The following is a 19,951-nucleotide window of genomic DNA, read 5'->3' on the forward strand; positions in this document are numbered from 1 at the left end:
GTCGGTTTTTTTGTTTCTATAACTACTAAGATGTTATTTCAACTTTTTCTTTACTTCTACTTCTTGGAATGCTTCTATAACATCACCCTCTGCGATATCGTTATAACCTTTAATTTGCATACCACAGTCATAACCTTTAGAAACTTCTCTTACATCGTCTTTAAATCGTCTTAGAGCTTCTAATGTACCTGTATGAACAACAACACCATCTCTGATAATTCTGATTCCAGAATTTCTATAGATTTTACCGTTCATTACCATACAACCTGCAATATTTCCAATTTTAGAGACTTTGAAGATTTCTCTAATCTCAGCAGTACCTGTAACTTCTTCTTTAACCTCTGGAGATAACATACCTTCCATAGCGTCTTTAAGATCGTTAATTGCAGCGTAGATAATAGAATACGTTCTAATGTCAATTTCTTCTTTATCAGCAATCATTCTTGCATTTCCAACAGGACGCACATTAAATCCAACAATAATAGCATCAGATGCTGTTGCTAATAACACATCACTTTCAGTAATGGCACCAACACCTTTATGTATAATATTAACTTGAATTTCTTCAGTAGACAATTTCTGGAATGAATCCGTTAAGGCTTCAACAGAACCATCAACATCACCTTTAAGGATAATATTCAACTCTTGGAAATCACCAAGTGCAATACGTCTTCCAATTTCATCAAGTGTAATATGACGTTGCGTTCTTACCGATTGTTCACGTTGTAATTGTGTACGCTTAGTCGCAATTTGTTTTGCTTCACGTTCGTCTTCAAAGACATTAAACTTATCACCGGCTTGAGGTGCACCATCTAAACCAAGTATAGATACTGGAGTTGCAGGACCAGCTTCTTTAACATCATTACCACGCTCATCTTGCATAGCTTTAACCTTACCACTGTTTTTACCTGCTAAGACATAATCACCAACTTTTAAAGTACCTGCTTGTACTAAAATTGTTGAAACGTATCCTCTACCTTTATCTAAGTAGGCTTCTACTACTGTCCCACTAGCTAATTTATTAGGGTTAGCTTTTAACTCTAATAATTCAGCTTCTAGTAATACTTTCTCTAATAATTCCTTAACACCAGTTCCCATTTTAGCAGAAATGTCATGTGATTGAATTTTTCCACCCCAATCTTCTACTAAGAGATTCATCTGCGCTAAACCTTCTTTTACTTTTTCAGGATTAGCATCTGGTTTATCGATTTTGTTAATTGCAAATACGATTGGAACTCCTGCTGCTTGTGCATGAGAAATCGCTTCTTTCGTTTGAGGCATTATAGCGTCATCCGCGGCAACTACAATAATAGCAATATCTGTTACTTGAGCACCACGAGCACGCATCGCTGTAAAGGCTTCGTGACCTGGTGTATCTAAGAATGCAATTTTTTGCCCGTTTTCTAATTGTACTCCATAAGCACCAATGTGCTGCGTAATACCACCAGACTCACCTGCAATTACATTTTCTTTACGAATATAATCTAAAAGCGATGTTTTACCATGATCTACGTGACCCATTACGGTAACAATTGGCGCTCTTTCTACTAAATCTTTTGGATCGTCTTCAACAACCACAATAGATTCTTCAATATCTGCTTTGATAAATTCTACATCAAAACCAAACTCTTCTGCAACAATCGTTAATGTTTCTGCATCTAATCTTTGGTTCATGGTTACCATCATACCTAAAGACATACATGCTGAAATAACTTGTGTTACTCCTACTTCCATCATCGTCGCCATTTCACTTACAGTAACAAACTCAGTAACCTTAATAGTTTTACTTTCTGCTGCTGCAATCTCTTGATCGATTTCCGATTGTTGACGGTGTTGATCTCTTTTGTCTCTACGGTACTTAGCTCCTTTTCCTTTATTAGACTTCCCTTGAAGTTTTTCTAAAGTTTCACGGATTTGTTTTTGTACATCCTCTTCACTAGGTTCTTCTTTAACCACTTTTGGTCTAGAATTACCTCCTCTTCCTTTAGGTCCACCTCTCTTATTATCAAAGTTTGGTTTTCCTGCGGTATCATTTCCAGTTTTACTAATTCGACGTCTTTTACGTTTATTAGCATCACCTGTTGTTTTTGAAGCATCTGTTTTTTTCTTCTTAGGCTTATTAAATTGAGATAAATCAATTTTTTTCCCTGTAGTAACCGGACCAGCAAGTTTTTGATACTTAGTCTTTAGTGTTTCCTCTACTGGTGCACTCGGTGCAGGTGCAGCCTCTTCTTTTTTAGAAGCTTCTTTAGCCTTAGGTTTCTCTGCTTTAACAACCTTTTCAGGGGTTTTAACAGTTTCAGGTTTTTCAACTTTCTCAACCTTTTCGACTGTTTCTACTTTATCAGCTTTCTCCGCTTTTTCAGCTTTCTCCGCTTTTTCAACCTTTTTAACCTCTTCGGTTTTCTTAGGTTTTTCAGCTTCTTTAGATTCCACCTTAGGTTTTTCAGACTTCACCTCTGGTTTTTCAGCTATAGGAGCCTCTTTAACTTCTGGAGTTTTTGGGGCTTTCGCTTTTTGAGCTTTAGGTTTCTTATCTAAGTCAATTTTACCAACTTGTTTTGGACCAGTTAACTCAGCTTTAGCCTTAACCACGGATTCCCTTTCGGCTTTTTGCTTTTGCTTCTCTTCAATTTCACGTTCCCTTTGCTCGCGAAGCTCTTCTTTTTCCTTAAGTTTTGCTTCACTTACTTCTTGAGCTTTTTCACGCTTAGATGCATCGGTCTGAAATTCATCAGAAAGCGTGTTATAAACCTCTTGCGAAATTTTAGTATTAGGGCTTTTCTCAATTTCCACACCTTTGGATTCTAAAAAATCCACAGCACGATCTATTGAGATGTTTAATTCCCTTAGTACTTTATTTAATCTTGTTGTTTGAGCCATAAATTGCCTGTAAAATACTTAAATATATTATATACCAATTCAATTTCAAAATCAATTTCACAATTCATCTTGAAATTAAGCTGATATTATTCTTCAAATTCTTCTCTTAGAATCCTAATGACGTCTAAGATCGTTTCTTCTTCTAAATCTGTTCGCTTCACCAAATCTACAACATCTTGCTCTAAAATACTCTTTGCAGTATCTAAACCAGCTTTGCTAAATTCAGAAATTACCCAACCCTCAATTTCATCAGAGAATTCTTTTAATTCCACATCTTCTTCTGCACCTTCTCTAAATACGTCAATCTCATAACCTGTTAGTTGACCAGCCAAACGAATGTTGTGACCACCTCTACCAATAGCTTTTGAAACCTCTTCGGGTTTTAATAACACCTCAGCACGCATATTTTCTTCGTCTAATTTTAAAGACGTTACTCTTGCTGGGCTCAATGCTCTTGTTACAAAAAGCTGAACATTGTTTGTATAATTAATTACATCGATATTCTCGTTTCCTAACTCACGTACAATACCGTGAATTCTAGAACCTTTCATACCAACACATGCTCCAACCGGATCAATTCTATCATCATAAGAATCTACTGCAACCTTCGCTTTTTCTCCTGGAATACGAACCACTTTCTTAACCGTAATTAAACCATCAAAAACTTCTGGTATTTCTTGTTCAAATAATTTCTCAAGAAACACAGGAGATGTTCTAGACATGACTATGGCCGGTTTACTTCCTTTTAATTCAACACTTTCAATAATTCCTCTTACATTTTCTCCTTTTCTGAAGAAATCTGAAGGAATTTGTTTGTCTTTTGGAAGTATAATTTCATTACCATCATCATCTAACAAAATAATTGCTCTATGACGAATATGATGAACTTCGGCCGTATAAATCTCACCCTCAAGCTCTTTAAAGTGCTTGTAGATGTTTGTGTTATCGTGTTCGTGAATCTTAGAAATTAAATTCTGTCTTAAGGCTAAGATAGAACGTCTTCCAAGATCTATTAACTTTACTTCTTCTGCAACGTCTTCACCAACTTCAAAATCTGGCTCAATTTTCTGAGCTTCAGATAACGCTATTTCTTGATTTGGTTCTTCAACCTCTCCATCTGCAACAACAACTCGGTTTCTCCAAATTTCTAAATCTCCTTTATCTGGGTTTATAATGATATCAAAGTTATCGTCATCACCATACTTCTTCTTCAATGCATTACGTAATACATCTTCAAGAATTGCCATTAGCGTAACTCTATCTATTAATTTGTCGTCTTTAAATTCTGAAAATGACTCAATTAACGCTACATTTTCCATAATTGATATGAATTAAAATTTTATTTTAACTTTTGCTTCTTTAATATTGTCGAAGGTAATAGTTGCTGTTTTAGCGACGGTCACCTTTCCTTTTCCTACTGGTTTTGGTTCTCTAGCCTTCCAGCTTAAAACCACACCATCGTCGTTCACCTCTACGAGTTCACCTTCTAAATCCTCACCATCTAAAGTCTTAACCTCTAGATTTCTTCCTACATGCTTATTGTATTGTCTTGGCAAAGATAATGGAGTTGCTGCCCCAGATGATAAAACTTCTAAAGAAAAATCATATTCTTCTCTATCAATGTTGTTTTCAATGGCTCTACTGATATAGATACAGTCTTCAACCAAGACACCATTATCACCATCTATTACAATTTTTATAGCGTTATCTCCAGATAATGTAAAATCTATTAAGAATAGATCTTCTCGTTCTGTTAAAGCCGTTTCTAATAAGTCTTCTACTATTTTCTTAAACATTTCTTGATATAAAAAGAGAGGACTTTTCGTCCTCTCGCTTATTCATTTTTAGTAAATAACGGTGCAAATATACGAATTTTATATTAATTTACCCAAGCTATGTAATGTGGATTTATTTTCTTAAATTTAGAAAGACTAACATAAACCAATAAACATGAATAGAATATTAGTTCCAACAGATTTTTCAGAACAGGCAGAAAACGCTTTAAAAGTAGCCGCTATGCTAGCCAAAGCACACAATGCAGAGATCTACTTATTGCATATGATGGAGATTCCAATGCAACAAACAGATCAAGGCCAAACTCAAAGCGATATTCCTGAAACTTTATTTTTTATGAAGTTGGCACGAAAAAGATTTGAAAATCTATTGGCACAAGATTATTTGGATAACATTACTGTACATGAAACCGTCAAAGCAGATATCACCTTTAACGAGATTAAAGATTCTTGTAAAGAATACAATATTGATTTAATTGTAATGGGATCTCATGGAGCCACAGGAATGAAAGAAATGTTTGTCGGTTCTAATGCCGAAAAAGTCGTTCGATCTTCCGATGTACCAGTATTGGTCATAAAAAATGAACATCAAAGTTTTAAAGTTTCCGATTTTGTATTTGCCTCAGATTTTAAAAACGACAATAAAGAAACCTATAAGCAAGCCGTGAAATTTGCCAAAGCATTTGGGTCTAAAATTCATTTATTATTGGTAATTACCTCTAGCAACTTTATATCAACCTATGAAGCTAAATCTAGAATTAACGATTTTATTTCAGGAGAGCAGTTTAACAACTACACCATTACAATTCACAATGACTACACCGTTGAACAAGGCATATTAAATGTATCTAAAGATATAGACGCAGACCTTATAGGTATTAGTACACACGGAAGACAAGGTATTGCACACTTCTTTAATGGCAGTATTAGTGAAGACATCGTAAATCACGCAAAACGCCCTGTGATTACTTTTAAAATCTAAAAATAAGTCTTTATAAAAAGACAATTATCACATTAACTTAGAGTTATAAAACAAAAAAATCCTAATCAGTTACGATTAGGATTTTCACTTTTGGTTGGCCTACTAGGTTTCGAACCTAGACTCTTCTGTACCAAAAACAGATGTGTTAGCCAGTTACACCATAGGCCAATCTCTTATTTTGAGGGTGCAAATTTAATACAAAGTTTTACTTATCCAAAAAAAAATGAGAAAATATTTGAAAATACTTAACGTTAACTTAAAAACGTAGGCGTTTAGGTAATAATTAGTAAATTCGCCTGCATTATTAAGCAAGGTTTTCATGAAAGAATTTAACTTTAAAAAATGGAACAACATCTTAGGATGGTTTGTTTTTGCCGTAGCATGCGTCGTTTATGCACTTACCATTGAGCCAACAGTAAGTTTTTGGGATGCTGGTGAGTATATTTTAACTTCATCTAAGTTACAAGTAGGACATCCTCCAGGAGCACCATTATTTCAAATGTTTGGAGCTTTTTTCTCCATGTTTGCTTTAGAACCCTCACAGATTGGTGCTATAATGAACATGATGAGTGGAGTTGCAAGTGCATTTACCATTCTTTTTATGTTCTGGACCATTAGTCTTATGCTTGTAAAACTTACAAAGTACAATGAAGACAAAAACACAGGTAAAGCATATGCCATTTTAGGAAGTGCTTTAGTAGGAAGTTTAGCCTTTACCTTTACCGATTCGTTTTGGTTTAATGCCGTAGAAACCGAAGTTTACGCCATGGCTACACTAATAATGGCTATTCTATTCTATTTAGGCCTACGCTGGGAACAAGATATGAACGAACCTAGAGGCAACCGTTGGTTAATCTTAATAGCCTTTGTCATCGGATTATCTTTTGGTGTGCACTTTATGGGACTCTTAACGATTCCCGCTATTGGTCTTCTTTATTACTTTAAGAATTACAAAACCATTACCGTTAAAAACTTCATCATTGCAAATATTGCTTCAGCAGCAATTCTACTTTTTATATTTAAGTTACTACTGCCTTCAACATTAAAACTTTTTGGATACTTAGAAGTCTTTTTTGTAAATTCTATAGGTTTACCATTTAATTCAGGAACGATTATTACAGGATTAATGGTTATCTCCTTGTTTTATTTTGGCCTGAATTACACGCGTAAGAAAGAAATGAAACACGCTAATACATTAGTATTGTGCCTAATGTTTATTTTTATTGGGTTCTCCTCTTGGATGATGCTTCCTATTCGAGCCAATGCAAATGTTGTGATTAACGAAAACAATCCTTCGGATGCGAGAGAACTTTTAGCTTATTACAATCTAGAACAATATCCTGAAACTCATTTATTTTATGGTCCATTGTTTACAGAAGTTTATTCCGGAGCCGATAAGGACGAACCGTTTATAGACGATAAAAAGAATTACGAACGTGATGATGAAAAAGGAGAATATGTAATTATCAACGATTGGGAAAAAAGTAAGCAAAATTACAACCACGAGCATGCATCAATATTACCAAGAATGTGGAGTGCTGAACATGCCGAAAACTACATGATGTTTACAGGCTTAATTGATTTTAAAGTGAATCCTAGCCTACAAACTAGAGCATATAATGAAGCGCTTAACGCTGGCCTTACAGAAGAGCAAGCCGGACAATATGCCCTTGGCGAAAAACAACAAATTGATCAACTCATTAATGACTTTAGAAGACGTGTTGCTAATGGAGAAATAGATTATGACGACTATAACCAGTTTTTAAAACGCTACGGTCAACAGTATTTAATCATTGAGAAACCAAGCTTCATGGACAATATTATGTACATGTTTCAGTATCAATTTGGATACATGTACTGGCGTTATTTTATGTGGAATTTCACAGGACGACAAGATGATATCCAAGGACGATACACACATAAAAACGGAAATTGGATTTCGGGAATTAATGTTATAGACGAACTACACCTAGGAATATCTCAAGATAATTTACCAACTGATGTTCTTGAAAATAAAGCTAGAAACACCTATTATTTCTTACCGTTAATATTAGGCTTAGTAGGCTTCTTTTTCTTAATGTATTCCGATTTAAAGCGTTTTTGGGTCTTATTAGTCTTCTTTTTATTAACCGGAATCGCCATTCAATTCTACACCAACGTAAGACCTTTTGAACCAAGAGAACGCGATTACTCTGTTGTGGGTTCATTCTATGTCTTTGCCATCTGGATTGGCTTTGGTGTTTATGCTATTTACGATTTATTGAAATCTAACATAAAATCGAAACTTCTAGCTCCTGCAATTACTTTAGCTTGTCTTATTATTGTTCCTGGTGTTTTAGCTGCAAATAATTGGGATGATCACGATCGTTCGGGCAAGTACACAACCAATTCTATGGCAAGAAAGTATTTGGAATCTTGTGCACCTAACGCAATTCTATTTACCATTGGTGATAATGATACCTTCCCGCTTTGGTATTTACAAGAGATTGAAGGAGTACGTACCGACGTACGTGTGGTAAACACCAGTTTATTCCAAACAGATTGGTACATCGATCAGATGAAACGAAAGGCTTATGAGAGTGATCCTATTCCTTCTCAATTAACCCACAAACAATATCGAGGAGGCACAAGAGATGTTATTATTAGAAGAGAAATTACCAAGGACACATTACCTATTAAGGACTTTATGGATTTTGTATCTAGTGAAAAACCGAGCACTAAATTTAAATTTGTTGTAGAAAAACAAGGTGAAGACCCTGATCAGTATCCAAAACACTTATTGAATACTAATTATTTCCCAACACGAAACATCAGTATTCCTGTAAACAAAGAAATGGTTCTAAAAAATGGTGTCGTAAAACCAAAAGATGCCGATAAAATAGAAGATAATCTATACACGCAAATTGAAGGTAGCTACATCTATAAACAACGTCTATTAATGTTAGATATCATTGCTAACAATAATTGGGAACGTCCTATCTATTTTACAGGTGGTGCTTTTGGTGCTGAAGACTATGTGTGGCTAAAAGATTACTTACAGCTCGATGGTATGTGCTATAAACTGGTCCCAATTAAAACCCCTGTAAACAAAGCAAACCCTTATGATATGGGGCGCGTAGATGCAGACCTTATGTACAATATGGTAAAGAACTGGAAATGGGGAGGTAGTGGTAATGATATCTACTATGATATTGAAACCAGAAGAAATGGTATTACGTATCGCGGTAATTTAGCGCGTTTAATTGAGCAACTAATCAATGAAGACAAACTAGATGAAGCTGAAGAAATAGCAGATATCGCTATGGAAAAAATGCCTGTAGATAAATTTGGTTTTTACTCATTGCTAGAACCCTATGTGAGTGCATACTATGAAATAGGAAACGTTGAAAAAGGTCGTGCACTTTACAAAGACGTGGCTAAAAAATATCAAGAAAACTTAGTATACTACAGTAGCCTATCTATAGAAAATCAAGATCGCTTGGTGGGTGAAGATATCTACCTAGACATACAACGCTACAGAGCTTTAATTGATATTTTAGTTATTTATAATGATAAAGAATTTGCCTTACAAGAAACAAAAACCTTTAATAGTTATTTGAGCTTGTTTGACGAATTGATGAATCGTTACAGTGACGATGTAGCACCAGAAGTACCTAGCGACTTAGATTTTCAAGAATCAATTAAGGATACTATAGATCGTATAGCTCCAGAGAATTAATTAAGGTATGCAGATTATTCCAGCTAAAACACCAGGCTTTGTTAAAACATTGTTCCCAAATTTTATCTGGAATATCAATACCAAAAACAAAGAACTCTACTTAACGTTTGATGATGGCCCTACTCCAAACATTACGGAATGGGTCCTATCCACATTAAAGACCTATAACGCAAAAGCTACGTTTTTCTGCATTGGTAATAATATTGAAAAACATCCTGATATTTTTCAAACTATTATTAGTGAAGGCCATGCGATTGGCAACCATACTTACAATCATTTAAAAGGTTGGAAGCATCAAACCAAGACCTATCTTAAGGATATTGAACTAACGCAAGCCTTAATCAACTCAGAATGCATTAATCTAAAACCTTCCAAATTACAGCTATTTAGACCACCTTATGGTAAATTTAAGTCGAAACAAAGCAAACAACTTCAAGCCTTAGGTTACAAAATAGTCTTATGGGAGGTCTTATCTTATGATTGGGATATTTCAGTATCAGAAGCGACCTGTCTTAACAATATCACCTCATCAGCTAAAGAAGGGAGCATTATAGTGTTTCACGATAGCCTTAAAGCTTCACGAAATTTAAAGTCTGTGCTTCCTAAAGTTTTAAAACATTATAGCCTTAAAGGCTTTGAATTTAAAGCCATAGAAAACGTCTAAACGTATTCCTGAATAATATTAATTAAGGTATTAGCATCTTGTTCTCCACTATGCCTCCATTTCATTTCGCCATTTTTGTAGATGATTAAGGTTGGCAATCCTTTAACGCGCAATGCTTCTGCGAGTTCTCTATTCTTGTCTACATCTATTTTGATGACTTTAGCTTTATCGCCTAAAGCTGCCGCAACATCTCTTAATATAGGATGCATAGCTATAGATTGATCGTCTTTTACAGTGTAAAAATCCAGTAGGACTGGAATTTCAATATCTATTAATTCTCCAAATTTTGACATACGTTATAGTTTTAGTCAAATAGATAAGTCCTTAAAACCTGCCTATACTTGCAAAGTAAGCACTTGCAAATTCGGTATTTATATTATAAAAATACACAATTCTTTACAATAAAGTACTTTTCGAGCCTTTTTTGAGTTCAATCACTGTAATTTCTGGCCAAATACCAACACGCCCTGGGTAGCCTAAATAACCAAAACCTCTATTGACATTAATGTGTTGACCTAATTCGGTATAGATTCCTGCCCATTGCTTATAACGCCATTTTGCAGGACTCCATTTTATCCAACCTGGAATCTCAATTCCAAATTGCATACCATGTGTATGACCACTCAAGGTTAAATGATAATGATAAGGATGTTTAAGCACCTTAGCATCCCAATGGCTCGGATCGTGGGACATTAATATTTTAAAGTCATCGGCATGAATGTCTGCAGAAGCCTTTTCTAAATCTCCTGCTTTCTTAAAACCGCCTTTCCCCCAATTCTCAACTCCTACTAAGGCTAGCCGTTGGCCATCCTTTTCAAGATAACGACTTTCATTCAACAATAAATCGAAACCAATCGTTTTTTGAATGGCTTTTAAATCTTCGAGATTCTTTGCTTTCTCTTCAGACGAATTCCAATCGACATAATCTCCATAATCATGATTACCTAAAACTGAAAATTTTCCATCTTTAGCCTTTAACCTTCCGAAAGTATCCATCCAAGGCAACATTTCAGAGGCTTTATTATTCACCATATCTCCAGTAAATAGTAATACATCAGATTTTTGATCATTAATTAAGTCTACAGCATATTCTATCTTTTCACGATTATCAAAACTACCAGAATGAATATCACTAATCTGCGTTATCCTATACCCATCAAAAGCTTCTGGTAGGTCTTCAAAATGAAGTGTATAATTAAGAACTCTAAAATTGTATTTTCCTTTAAACATACCATACAACAACGAAGACAATGGTATAGCCGCTATGCCTAAGGCCAGTTGACTCACAAATTTTCGGCGTGATGGCATATAAAATGTGTCATTTTTGGTTACAACTTTATCGTATAACCCAATGATGCCTCTAATAATATCTTCACCTATTAAAAAAGGTAATAACACTAAATTAAAAGCCATAAACGCTAATAAAAACCCAAAAGCAAAACTTTTGGCAGTTGTTAACACACGACCATCACTAGTCATTGTAAACTGGTAAATAAAATTACCAACAACAATAATTGCAATACCAAAGAACAAATAATAAACCCAAGTTTGTTTAGTTACAGTTCTTACAGCTTGAAAACCATAAACCGTTAGAATTATAAATAAAATAGCAAATAGTAACCAACGAATCATCTTCTTTTTTTTGAACTTACTAAGGTAAAGCTTATAAAAAGCCACCTATCTTATAAAAGTGTTAAAGGTTTTGTCAGTCCTAATATACAGCTCTACAAAAGCCAAACCAGACAAAAAGGACTCTCCTTAAAATCAGTCTTGATTTACATTTTACGATATTAGAGCCTTAAAACTAATCGTCTTTTTAATGCACTTTAAACAAACCCTAAGTTTTATTCCCCTTACACTTTTTTATATGTGGCAATAATTCAAAATTTATTTTACAATGCTCAAAAAGTGTAACTTTAACTCGACATTATAACATGGCATCTAGGGTTAACAATAGTTTAAAATTAATGTTGATAGTTATAACTTTATAGCTATAAAAATTACTAAAAATCAACACATGAAGCGTAGAACATTTATAAAAACGGCATCATTATCGAGTGTGGGATTAACACTAGGAAATACTTTGGTTACTTGTAATAAAACCACCTCTAAAACTGAAGCCCTACAAAGCAATGAAGCTATCGCTGATTTAAAAGGCCTACCCTTGGTAGTTGCCACATGGCATGTTAAAGACGCGACAGCAAAAGCTATGGAAGTTTTGCAAGCTGGAGGAAATGCCCTAGATGCCGTAGAACAAGGTTGCAGACTTGAAGAAGCCAATGACAAAAACCAAACTGTGGGCAAAGGAGGTTTACCCGACAGAGATGGCAACGTTACTTTAGACGCGTGTATTATGGACCAGCATGGCAATTGTGGATCTGTGGTTTATCTTCAAAACATTAGGCATGCTGTCTCGGTGGCTAGAAAAGTAATGGAAGACACACCACATGTGATGCTCGCTGGCGAAGGTGCTAAACAATTTGCCATTTCAAAAGGCTTTCAACCCGAAGACTTATTAACAGAAGCTTCAAAAAAAGCATGGAAAAAATGGAAAATTGAAGCCAAATACAAGCCCATTATCAATATAGAAAACCACGATACCATTGGTATGTTAGCCATTGATAAAAATGGAGATATTGCTGGTGCCTGTACCTCAAGTGGTTTGGCTTATAAAATAGGCGGACGTGTTGGTGATAGCCCTATAATAGGTTCCGGATTGTTTATAGATAATGAAATTGGTGGCTGTGTAGCCACAGGGTTAGGTGAAGAAGTGGTAAAAACCGTTGGTAGTTTTTTGGTTGTAGAATTAATGCGACAAGGTAAAACACCGCAACAAGCTTGCGAAGACGCTATTGCTAGAATAGTGACTAAACCCCAAAGTAATTACAAAAACTTTCAGGTAGGATATATTGCCGTTAATAAAAACGGGGACATAGGAAGTTATTCCATTCATCAATGGTTTAGCATAACTAAATTTCAAGATGGAAAAAATCAACAAATTCAATCCGATTATTATAATAAAACCTAAAACCACTTAATCGTTAACCTTGCTAAGGTTTCTTTTAATTTGGAATAAGGTGGAAACAAAAATTCCGTTACACCAAACGTATGCTGTTTCATTACCGCTCTTGCATTACTGAAGGCTTGAAAACCATAAAAACCATGACTTTTCCCAATACCACTATTATTAACACCACCAAAAGGTAAATTATGATTGGCATAATGCAACACACTATTATTTATACACGTCCCTCCTGCCCTTGTTTGCTTTAAAATCTGATCGGTATGCGCTTTACTCTTACTATAGATATAAAGTGCCAATGGTCTTGGTTTGGCATTAATATAAGCAATAGCCATATCTAAACTCTTATAAGTGACAATAGGTAAAATAGGTCCAAAAATTTCATCTTCTAAGACCTTCGCTTCTGGTTTTAAATCTGAAAGGATAGTAGGTTCTATATATTTTGAAGCACGATCCGTTTGTCCCCCAACTTCAAATTTAGCATTTAATGCTTTTGCGTTTTCGAGATAAGAATTCAAACGGTCAAAATGTTTGTCTGTAACAATACGTGCATAAGACTCAGAGGCTTTAGGATTATCGTTGTAAAAGGTTTGAAGCCACCTTTTACACGATTCTATAAATTCCGTTTTAACACTTTCATCGATTAGAACATAATCTGGCGATACGCAAATTTGACCACAGTTTAGAAATTTAGCCCACATGATCTTTTTCGCAGCGTTGTCAATATTTGCGGTTGCATCAATTAAGGTTGGCGATTTCCCTCCCAATTCTAAGGTTACAGAGGCTAAATGTTCTGATGCGGCTTTCATTACAACCTTACCGACATTTGGTGAACCTGTAAAAAAGATATGATTAAAAGGTAACTTTAATAATTCCGTAGAAACCTCAACTTCACCTTGAAGAACCGCGACTTCATCCTCAGAAAAAAGGGTTGCGATAATTTCAGCCATGAGTGTTGATGCGTTTGGTGTCATCTCAGAAGGTTTAATAATAACAGTATTACCGGCTGCTATAGCAGAAACCAAAGGTCCAAATGTAAGATTGAAAGGAAAATTCCATGGAGAGATAATTAAACACACACCTTTAGGTTCATAGTGTATATAAGAACTAGACCCTAACATTGATAGTGGTGTTTCAACCCGTTGCTTTCCCATCCATCGGTGCAAATGCTGCTTAGCAAATTTTATATCTCCTATAATAGCATAGATCTCTGTAAGCTCTGTTTCTACAACGGGCTTACCTAAATCTTTTTGCAAAGCCTCTTGAATTTGAGTTCTATAAGTAACTTCAATAGCCTCCTGAAGCTTATTTAAGGTTTTAAGTCGTTCTTTATAACTACGACTCCCAACAGCATATTGATTATTAACTTGTTTTAAAAACAATTCATAATAAGGATGATTACTAAATTCATTCATAATTAAAGGTCTATTTATAAGTGCTTCAGACGCAATATATGCACTTCGTCGATAAAATTAATTCGGAAGCGTTTTTTATCTTAAAAATTATGTCGTTCGCCTTTATTCCGAACGCTTTTAAAGGGCTACAAGCGCAAATAGTGTATTTCATCGATATTTTTTACGAGCTATTTCCACTTAACAGTTTATCGACATATTTCATCTAAAATTTTCACCCACCCTGAATATGTTGCGTTTCTTTGACTCGAAGTTAAAACAAATATTACTTCTTACGATTATGAAAAAAGGTTTATTCATCATATTATTCTTAACAATGTCTTTTACAAGTTTCGCACAACAAAAAGAGCTTATCGTTAATAATGAAACTGAAGTTGTTGAAACCTCTAAGAAAGTAGAATCTGAAACTAGTGAAGCTAGTATTTCTGCTGCAGTTAAAGCTAAGGTTTTAAAAATAAATCGTAAAAAAAGTAACGAAATTATCAGTATCAAAGCGTATAGAAAAAGTCTTCAAATTAAAGTTAAGACTATAAAGCTTTGTTAAGCCATAACAAAAAATGCTATTAACCATATATTGTTAAAAAAAGCCGAAACTTACGTTTCGGCTTTTTTGTTTTATACTGTCAGATTTATAGCATCTAAAAGCGCTGTTCTAATCCGCATAGTTTAATTCACCATTGGCTTCTTGCTCTTTAAATTTCTTTACCAATTCTAAAGCATCAGGAATCACATCACTACACAATATAATAAGCGAACCTTTTACGGCATTCTTAACCGCATATTTAATGGCCTCTTTTTCTGATGGAATTATAGTCGTCTTCTTATTAGGATCTCCGTTTCTTTATCCCATCATCTAGCATTTTAATTAACTCCTGTTCAGTTTTTCCTCTTAAGCGTTTATCTTGTCTAATAATAATTTCATCAAACATATCGGCAGCAATAGCTCCCATTTCGTTATTATCTTCAACACGTCGGTCTCCAATACCTGCAATAATACCAACTTTCACGGTCGCTTCAAGTTCATCTGTAAAATTCTGCAAGGCCCGCATTCCGGCTGGATTATGTGCATAATCTAATAAAATAGTAAAGTCTTTAAATTCAAATAGGTTTAATCGTCCTGGTGTTTGTGCTGCTGAAGGTATAAAGGTTTCTAAACCGGCTTTCATATCTTCTATACTTATACCTTGCACATGGGCTCCTAAAACTGCGGCCAACACATTCTGAATCATAAATTTAGCTTTTCCGTCGTAGGTTAATGGAATATTCTCAGCTTTCATTATTCGCATTTTCCATTCGCCTCTACAAATTGTCACATAACCATTCTCATACACCGCTGTAATACCATTTAAGCGCTGCAAAGCTTTAATGTGTGGATTATTCTCATCCATAGAAAACAAGGCCACATTACAGTCTAAACTGCGTCGCATATCATACACCAAATCATCATCAGCATTCAAAATCGCATAGCCATCTGGTAATACCGTTTCTGGCACCACTCCTTTTACTTTGGCCAACTGCTCTATGGTATGAATTCCTTTTAAGCCTAAATGATCAGCTGCCACATTGGTTACAATAGCCACATCACATTTTTTAAAGCCCAAACCGGCTCTTAATAAACCTCCACGTGCACATTCTAAAACCGCAAAATTCACCGTTGGATCTTTTAAGACAAACTCTGCACTGGCAGGACCTGTACAATCACCTGTCATTAATAAGCGATTCTGAATATAAACACCATCACTGGTTGTATAACCCACACGATAGCCATTCATTTTAGCGATATGAGCCATTAATCTTGAAGTCGTTGTTTTTCCATTAGTTCCTGTAATAGCTATAATTGGAATACGACCTGTATCTCCTTTTTGCGGAAATAATTTATCAATTACAGGAGCCGCTACATTACGAGGCAATCCTGATGTTGGTGCTAAGTGCATTCTAAATCCAGGACCTGCATTAACTTCCAATACAGCTCCTCCTGTTTCTGAAAGTGGCTTGGAAATATCGGTGGTCATAATATCAATACCACAAATATCTAAATCAATAATTTTTGAAATACGTTCTGCCATACTCACATTGGACGGGTGAATAATATCGGTAATATCTTCAGCGGTACCTCCTGTGCTTAAATTAGCTGTGTCTTTTAAAATTAAACGTTCACCTTCTGCAATCACAGAATCTAAAGTATAACCAGCATCTTTAATAATGGTTTTGGTTAATTCGTTTACTGTAATTTGTGTTAATACATTTTCATGTCCAAAGCCACGACGCGGATCACTATTCACTTTATCAATCAATTCTTGTACTGTAGACGTACCATCTCCAATAACATGAGCAGGAGTTCTAATCGCTCCAGCCACTAACTTATTATTAATAACCAGTAATCTATAATCCTGACCTACGATAAATTTCTCAACGATAATCGCTCCACTTTTAGAACTTTCTTTAGCATGATGAAACGCCGCTAAAGCATCTTCATAATTTTGAATATCTACAGTGATACCACGACCGTGATTACCATCAATAGGTTTAATAACTAAAGGATAACCAACATAATCACAAGCCTCTTCTAAACTGCGTTCCCGTCTAATAATATCTCCACGAGGCACTTCAACCTCAGCTTGTTCTAATAAATACTTGGTATCTTCTTTATCACAAGCCAACTCTACTCCAATACTACTTGTTTCACTGGTCACTGTAGCCTGAATACGTTTCTGATTCGCACCATAACCCAACTGACAAAGCGAATATTTATTAAGACGAATCCAAGGAATACCGCGCGCTTCGGCTTCTTCAACAATAGAACCTGTACTTGGCCCTAAACGATCGGCTTCACGCAATTCTCTCATCTCCTGAATATCATCAGTCAAGTCGTAATCCTCTCCAGCAATTAAAGCTTCACAAATTCTAACGGCAGCTTTTGCAGCAAAGCGTCCAACGGATTCTTCCATATATGAAAACACCACACTATACACCCCTTTTTCTCCGTAACCACGTGTACGTCCAAAACCAGTATCCATTCCCGCAAGGGTTTGAATCTCTAAGGCAATATGCTCTATAATATGCCCCATCCAAGTCCCTTCATCAACACGCATAAAAAAACCACCTGCACAACCTTCGGAACAACGATGCGAATACATACTCGGAAACATGGCTTTTAAGCGCTCCGGAAAGCCTTCAATCTTGTTAGAGGGTAATTCTTCCATCTCTTCAAGATCGAGGACCATTACAATTAATTTATGTCGCCTTACTGACCAGTAATTAGGTCCTCTCATCGCATTAATTTCGCGTATTTTCATGTTAGTTGGTTTGTTTTAGTTATTGAAAGATTCTAAATATAGTATTTTTCACTAAAAAAATTGGCTTATTTTTGCGCAATATTCTTAGATGAAAATTATGCAGAAGATTAAAGGAACCTTAATACCAATTGGCGGAAACGAAGATAAAGGCATTGAGGAAAGTGAAATTTACACTTTAGAATTTATTGATGATGGTATTTTGTTCCATGTGGTAGAAGCCGCTGGTGGTGTTGAGGCTAACATTGTAGTAATTCCCACAGCATCAAGTATTCCGGTTGAAGTTGGTGAAAATTACTTAACTGCATTTTCTACTTTAGGTTGTAAACATGTTGAAGTCTTAGACATTCGTTCTAAAGAAGATGCTGAAACCGAACACGCTATTGAGCTAATCAAAAATGCGGATTGCGTGATGCTTTCTGGTGGTGACCAATCTAAAATTACAGACAAAATTGGAGGCACAACGATTCATTCCATTTTAATGGAACGTTATAAAAACGACGAAGGTTTTGTTATCGCAGGTACCAGTGCTGGCGCTATGGTGATGGCTAATGAAATGATTGCAGGCGGAAGCGCTTCGGAATCCTTTATTAAAGGTGCCGTAAATATGTATAAAGGTTTAGGATTAATTCCTGAATTGATTATAGACACCCATTTTGTTCGTCGTGGTCGTTTTGGAAGACAATCTGAAGCCGTTGCTAAATTCCCTAATTTAATTGGATTTGGACTCGCTGAAGATACAGGTATGATTATTAAAAACGGAAATGATTGTACCGTAATTGGATCAGGAATGGTCATTGTTTTTGACGGAAGTACATTAACACATAACAACGAAACAATATTAGAAGAAGGCACACCAATGACTATTGCTAATCTTACGATTCATGTCCTTTCTAATGGTGATGAATACAATATTAAAACTCGAAAAGTGAAGGTGTTACCTATTGAAGCTCCTTTTATCTAAATTCCTGCGAAGGCAGGAATCTCATTACTTTTTACTGGATTTTTCTGTTTTAGATAAACCTTGACACAGCGATGCCTAGAGTTTTCGCGGTAATGCTCAGAGAAAAAACAGACAACTCTTTTACATGTTTTCAACGATTTCTTCTAAAACTAATACATTACTCATCTTTGCAACTTACCACCTTTGTGCGAAAATTACACTGAAACTCATACAGGTTGCACAGAGAGAAAAATCTAAACAAGAAACAATTTATCGACTTCTCATTACCCATAAATAGATACTTCATCAATCCCATTCGAAGATTTCTGACCACGATACATCCCTTCGGTATTAAAAGGCATCGCTATATTTCCTTTTGCATCTACTGCAATTAATCCACCATCGCCTCCAATCTCTAAGATTCTTTTATTGATGACTTCTTCTGAAGCTTCTTTTACAGACATGCCTTTGTGCTCCATTAAACACGCCACATCGTATGCCACAACACCTCTAATAAAAAACTCACCACTACCTGTACAACTAATCGCACAAGTTTTATTGTTGGCGTAATTTCCTGCTCCAATCATTGGTGAATCTCCTACGCGTCCCCATTTTTTATTGGTCATACCACCTGTTGATGTTGCTGCTGCAATGTTTCCATCTTTATCGCAAGCAACCGCTCCAACAGTTCCGAATTTTGAATCTTTCTTCTTAGCATGATCTAACTGAAAACGGTCAGTATCCTTGATTTCTAACCATTGGTTGTGTCTAAACTCATCATAAAAATAAGACGCACCTTCCAACTTATAATCGCGTTCTTTAGCAAATTGCATCGCTCCATCACCTGCTAAAAACACATGTTCGCTTTTTTCCATGACATCACGAGCCAAAGACACCGGATTTTTAATTCCTGTAATTAAACTCACCGCTCCTGCATTCAAGGTTTTACCATCCATAATACTCGCATCCATTTCATGAGATTCGGTGGCTGTAAATACCGAGCCTTTACCAGCATTAAACAAAGGAGAATCTTCTAAAACTTTTACCGACGCTTCAACAGCATCTAAGGCTGTTCCTCCATTTTCGAGTAAATAATATCCAGCATCAAGCGCATCCTTCAATGCGGCTTTATATTGTGCTTCTAATTCTGGTGTCATCATGCCTTTGACTAAAGTTCCGGCACCTCCGTGAATGGCTATTGAGAATGTTTTCATGCGTATCATTTAAGTTTGGAAAATTAC

The 19,951-nt window shown here is 35.6% G+C and carries 13 protein-coding genes, 1 tRNA gene and 1 pseudogene; 6 read left to right on the forward strand and 9 right to left on the reverse strand.

Translation table 11 applies throughout. From position 1 onward, the window contains the following. Nucleotides 1-33: 33 nt before the first annotated feature. From infB to rimP, 3 genes are all read right to left on the reverse strand, one after another. Nucleotides 34-2,883 (reverse strand): translation initiation factor IF-2, encoded by a 2,850-nt coding sequence (gene infB, locus ACXGSQ_RS01235; RefSeq protein WP_458627837.1) that lies wholly within the window; start codon nucleotides 2,881-2,883, stop codon nucleotides 34-36. Nucleotides 2,884-2,969: 86 nt separating this feature from the next. Further along, on the reverse strand, nucleotides 2,970-4,202 hold the full coding sequence (gene nusA / locus ACXGSQ_RS01240; protein ID WP_458627838.1) for a transcription termination factor NusA: 1,233 nt from the start codon (nucleotides 4,200-4,202) through the stop codon (nucleotides 2,970-2,972). Nucleotides 4,203-4,214: 12 nt separating this feature from the next. Further along, on the reverse strand, nucleotides 4,215-4,679 hold the full coding sequence (rimP, locus tag ACXGSQ_RS01245) for a ribosome assembly cofactor RimP (protein ID WP_458627839.1): 465 nt from the start codon (nucleotides 4,677-4,679) through the stop codon (nucleotides 4,215-4,217). 154 nt (nucleotides 4,680-4,833) lie between these two features. Between rimP and ACXGSQ_RS01250 the strand changes: the two genes are divergently transcribed. After that, nucleotides 4,834-5,658: a universal stress protein gene (locus tag ACXGSQ_RS01250; RefSeq protein WP_458627840.1), complete on the forward strand. Its 825-nt coding sequence runs from the start codon at nucleotides 4,834-4,836 to the stop codon at nucleotides 5,656-5,658. A gap of 91 nt (nucleotides 5,659-5,749) precedes the next feature. On the opposite strand, the gene ACXGSQ_RS01255 is transcribed toward ACXGSQ_RS01250, so the two are convergent. Then, nucleotides 5,750-5,826 (reverse strand) — tRNA-Gln (locus ACXGSQ_RS01255). 151 nt (nucleotides 5,827-5,977) lie between these two features. Between ACXGSQ_RS01255 and ACXGSQ_RS01260 the strand changes: the two genes are divergently transcribed. After that, entirely contained in the window at nucleotides 5,978-9,376 is a 3,399-nt protein-coding gene (locus ACXGSQ_RS01260) for a protein O-mannosyl-transferase family (protein ID WP_458627841.1), read from the forward strand. Between the two features lie 7 nt (nucleotides 9,377-9,383). Then, a complete protein-coding gene (locus tag ACXGSQ_RS01265) occupies nucleotides 9,384-10,040 on the forward strand; it encodes a polysaccharide deacetylase family protein (RefSeq protein ID WP_458627842.1) in 657 nt (218 codons plus the stop codon). On the opposite strand, the gene ACXGSQ_RS01270 is transcribed toward ACXGSQ_RS01265, so the two are convergent. Together ACXGSQ_RS01270 and ACXGSQ_RS01275 are read right to left on the reverse strand one after the other, a co-directional pair. Beyond that, on the reverse strand, nucleotides 10,037-10,333 hold the full coding sequence (locus tag ACXGSQ_RS01270; RefSeq protein ID WP_458627843.1) for a thioredoxin family protein: 297 nt from the start codon (nucleotides 10,331-10,333) through the stop codon (nucleotides 10,037-10,039). The genes ACXGSQ_RS01265 and ACXGSQ_RS01270 overlap by 4 nt on opposite strands. Before the next feature lie 103 nt (nucleotides 10,334-10,436). Then, nucleotides 10,437-11,672: a metallophosphoesterase gene (locus ACXGSQ_RS01275; RefSeq protein ID WP_458627844.1), complete on the reverse strand. Its 1,236-nt coding sequence runs from the start codon at nucleotides 11,670-11,672 to the stop codon at nucleotides 10,437-10,439. Between the two features lie 385 nt (nucleotides 11,673-12,057). Between ACXGSQ_RS01275 and ACXGSQ_RS01280 the strand changes: the two genes are divergently transcribed. Next, nucleotides 12,058-13,068 carry a N(4)-(beta-N-acetylglucosaminyl)-L-asparaginase gene (locus ACXGSQ_RS01280; protein ID WP_458627845.1) on the forward strand — a complete coding sequence of 337 codons (1,011 nt, stop codon included), beginning with the start codon at nucleotides 12,058-12,060 and terminating at the stop codon, nucleotides 13,066-13,068. Here the strand turns inward: ACXGSQ_RS01280 and ACXGSQ_RS01285 are convergent. Next, on the reverse strand, nucleotides 13,065-14,477 hold the full coding sequence (locus tag ACXGSQ_RS01285) for an aldehyde dehydrogenase family protein (RefSeq protein WP_458627846.1): 1,413 nt from the start codon (nucleotides 14,475-14,477) through the stop codon (nucleotides 13,065-13,067). The two genes, ACXGSQ_RS01280 and ACXGSQ_RS01285, sit on opposite strands and share 4 nt — an antisense overlap. A gap of 277 nt (nucleotides 14,478-14,754) precedes the next feature. On the opposite strand from ACXGSQ_RS01285, the gene ACXGSQ_RS01290 reads away from it, so the two are divergent. After that, a complete protein-coding gene (locus ACXGSQ_RS01290; protein WP_458627847.1) occupies nucleotides 14,755-15,018 on the forward strand; it encodes a hypothetical protein in 264 nt (87 codons plus the stop codon). Between the two features lie 108 nt (nucleotides 15,019-15,126). Here ACXGSQ_RS01290 and cphA read toward each other — a convergent pair. Further along, nucleotides 15,127-17,770 (reverse strand): annotated as a pseudogene (cphA, locus tag ACXGSQ_RS01295) (cyanophycin synthetase). Between the two features lie 97 nt (nucleotides 17,771-17,867). On the opposite strand from cphA, the gene ACXGSQ_RS01300 reads away from it, so the two are divergent. Next, entirely contained in the window at nucleotides 17,868-18,731 is an 864-nt protein-coding gene (locus ACXGSQ_RS01300) for a cyanophycinase (protein WP_458627848.1), read from the forward strand. A 263-nt stretch (nucleotides 18,732-18,994) separates the two neighbouring features. Here ACXGSQ_RS01300 and ACXGSQ_RS01305 read toward each other — a convergent pair whose 3' ends face one another. Then, the gene (locus ACXGSQ_RS01305; protein ID WP_458627849.1) at nucleotides 18,995-19,924 is read right to left on the reverse strand and encodes an isoaspartyl peptidase/L-asparaginase family protein; all 930 of its coding nucleotides are present in this window, start codon (nucleotides 19,922-19,924) and stop codon (nucleotides 18,995-18,997) included. Nucleotides 19,925-19,951: the final 27 nt, after the last annotated feature.

The sequence above is a fragment of the Winogradskyella sp. PC D3.3 genome (genome assembly GCF_054366245.1).

Coding starts and splice junctions, on each gene's coding strand:
- infB (WP_458627837.1), bottom strand. CDS start 2,883: ATGGCTCAAACAACAAGATTAAATAAAGTACTAAGGGAATTAAACATC.
- rimP (WP_458627839.1), bottom strand. CDS start 4,679: ATGTTTAAGAAAATAGTAGAAGACTTATTAGAAACGGCTTTAACAGAA.
- ACXGSQ_RS01250 (WP_458627840.1), top strand. CDS start 4,834: ATGAATAGAATATTAGTTCCAACAGATTTTTCAGAACAGGCAGAAAAC.
- nusA (WP_458627838.1), bottom strand. CDS start 4,202: ATGGAAAATGTAGCGTTAATTGAGTCATTTTCAGAATTTAAAGACGAC.
- ACXGSQ_RS01300 (WP_458627848.1), top strand. CDS start 17,868: ATGCAGAAGATTAAAGGAACCTTAATACCAATTGGCGGAAACGAAGAT.
- ACXGSQ_RS01305 (WP_458627849.1), bottom strand. CDS start 19,924: ATGAAAACATTCTCAATAGCCATTCACGGAGGTGCCGGAACTTTAGTC.
- ACXGSQ_RS01285 (WP_458627846.1), bottom strand. CDS start 14,477: ATGAATGAATTTAGTAATCATCCTTATTATGAATTGTTTTTAAAACAA.
- ACXGSQ_RS01290 (WP_458627847.1), top strand. CDS start 14,755: ATGAAAAAAGGTTTATTCATCATATTATTCTTAACAATGTCTTTTACA.
- ACXGSQ_RS01270 (WP_458627843.1), bottom strand. CDS start 10,333: ATGTCAAAATTTGGAGAATTAATAGATATTGAAATTCCAGTCCTACTG.
- ACXGSQ_RS01260 (WP_458627841.1), top strand. CDS start 5,978: ATGAAAGAATTTAACTTTAAAAAATGGAACAACATCTTAGGATGGTTT.
- ACXGSQ_RS01280 (WP_458627845.1), top strand. CDS start 12,058: ATGAAGCGTAGAACATTTATAAAAACGGCATCATTATCGAGTGTGGGA.
- ACXGSQ_RS01265 (WP_458627842.1), top strand. CDS start 9,384: ATGCAGATTATTCCAGCTAAAACACCAGGCTTTGTTAAAACATTGTTC.
- ACXGSQ_RS01275 (WP_458627844.1), bottom strand. CDS start 11,672: ATGATTCGTTGGTTACTATTTGCTATTTTATTTATAATTCTAACGGTT.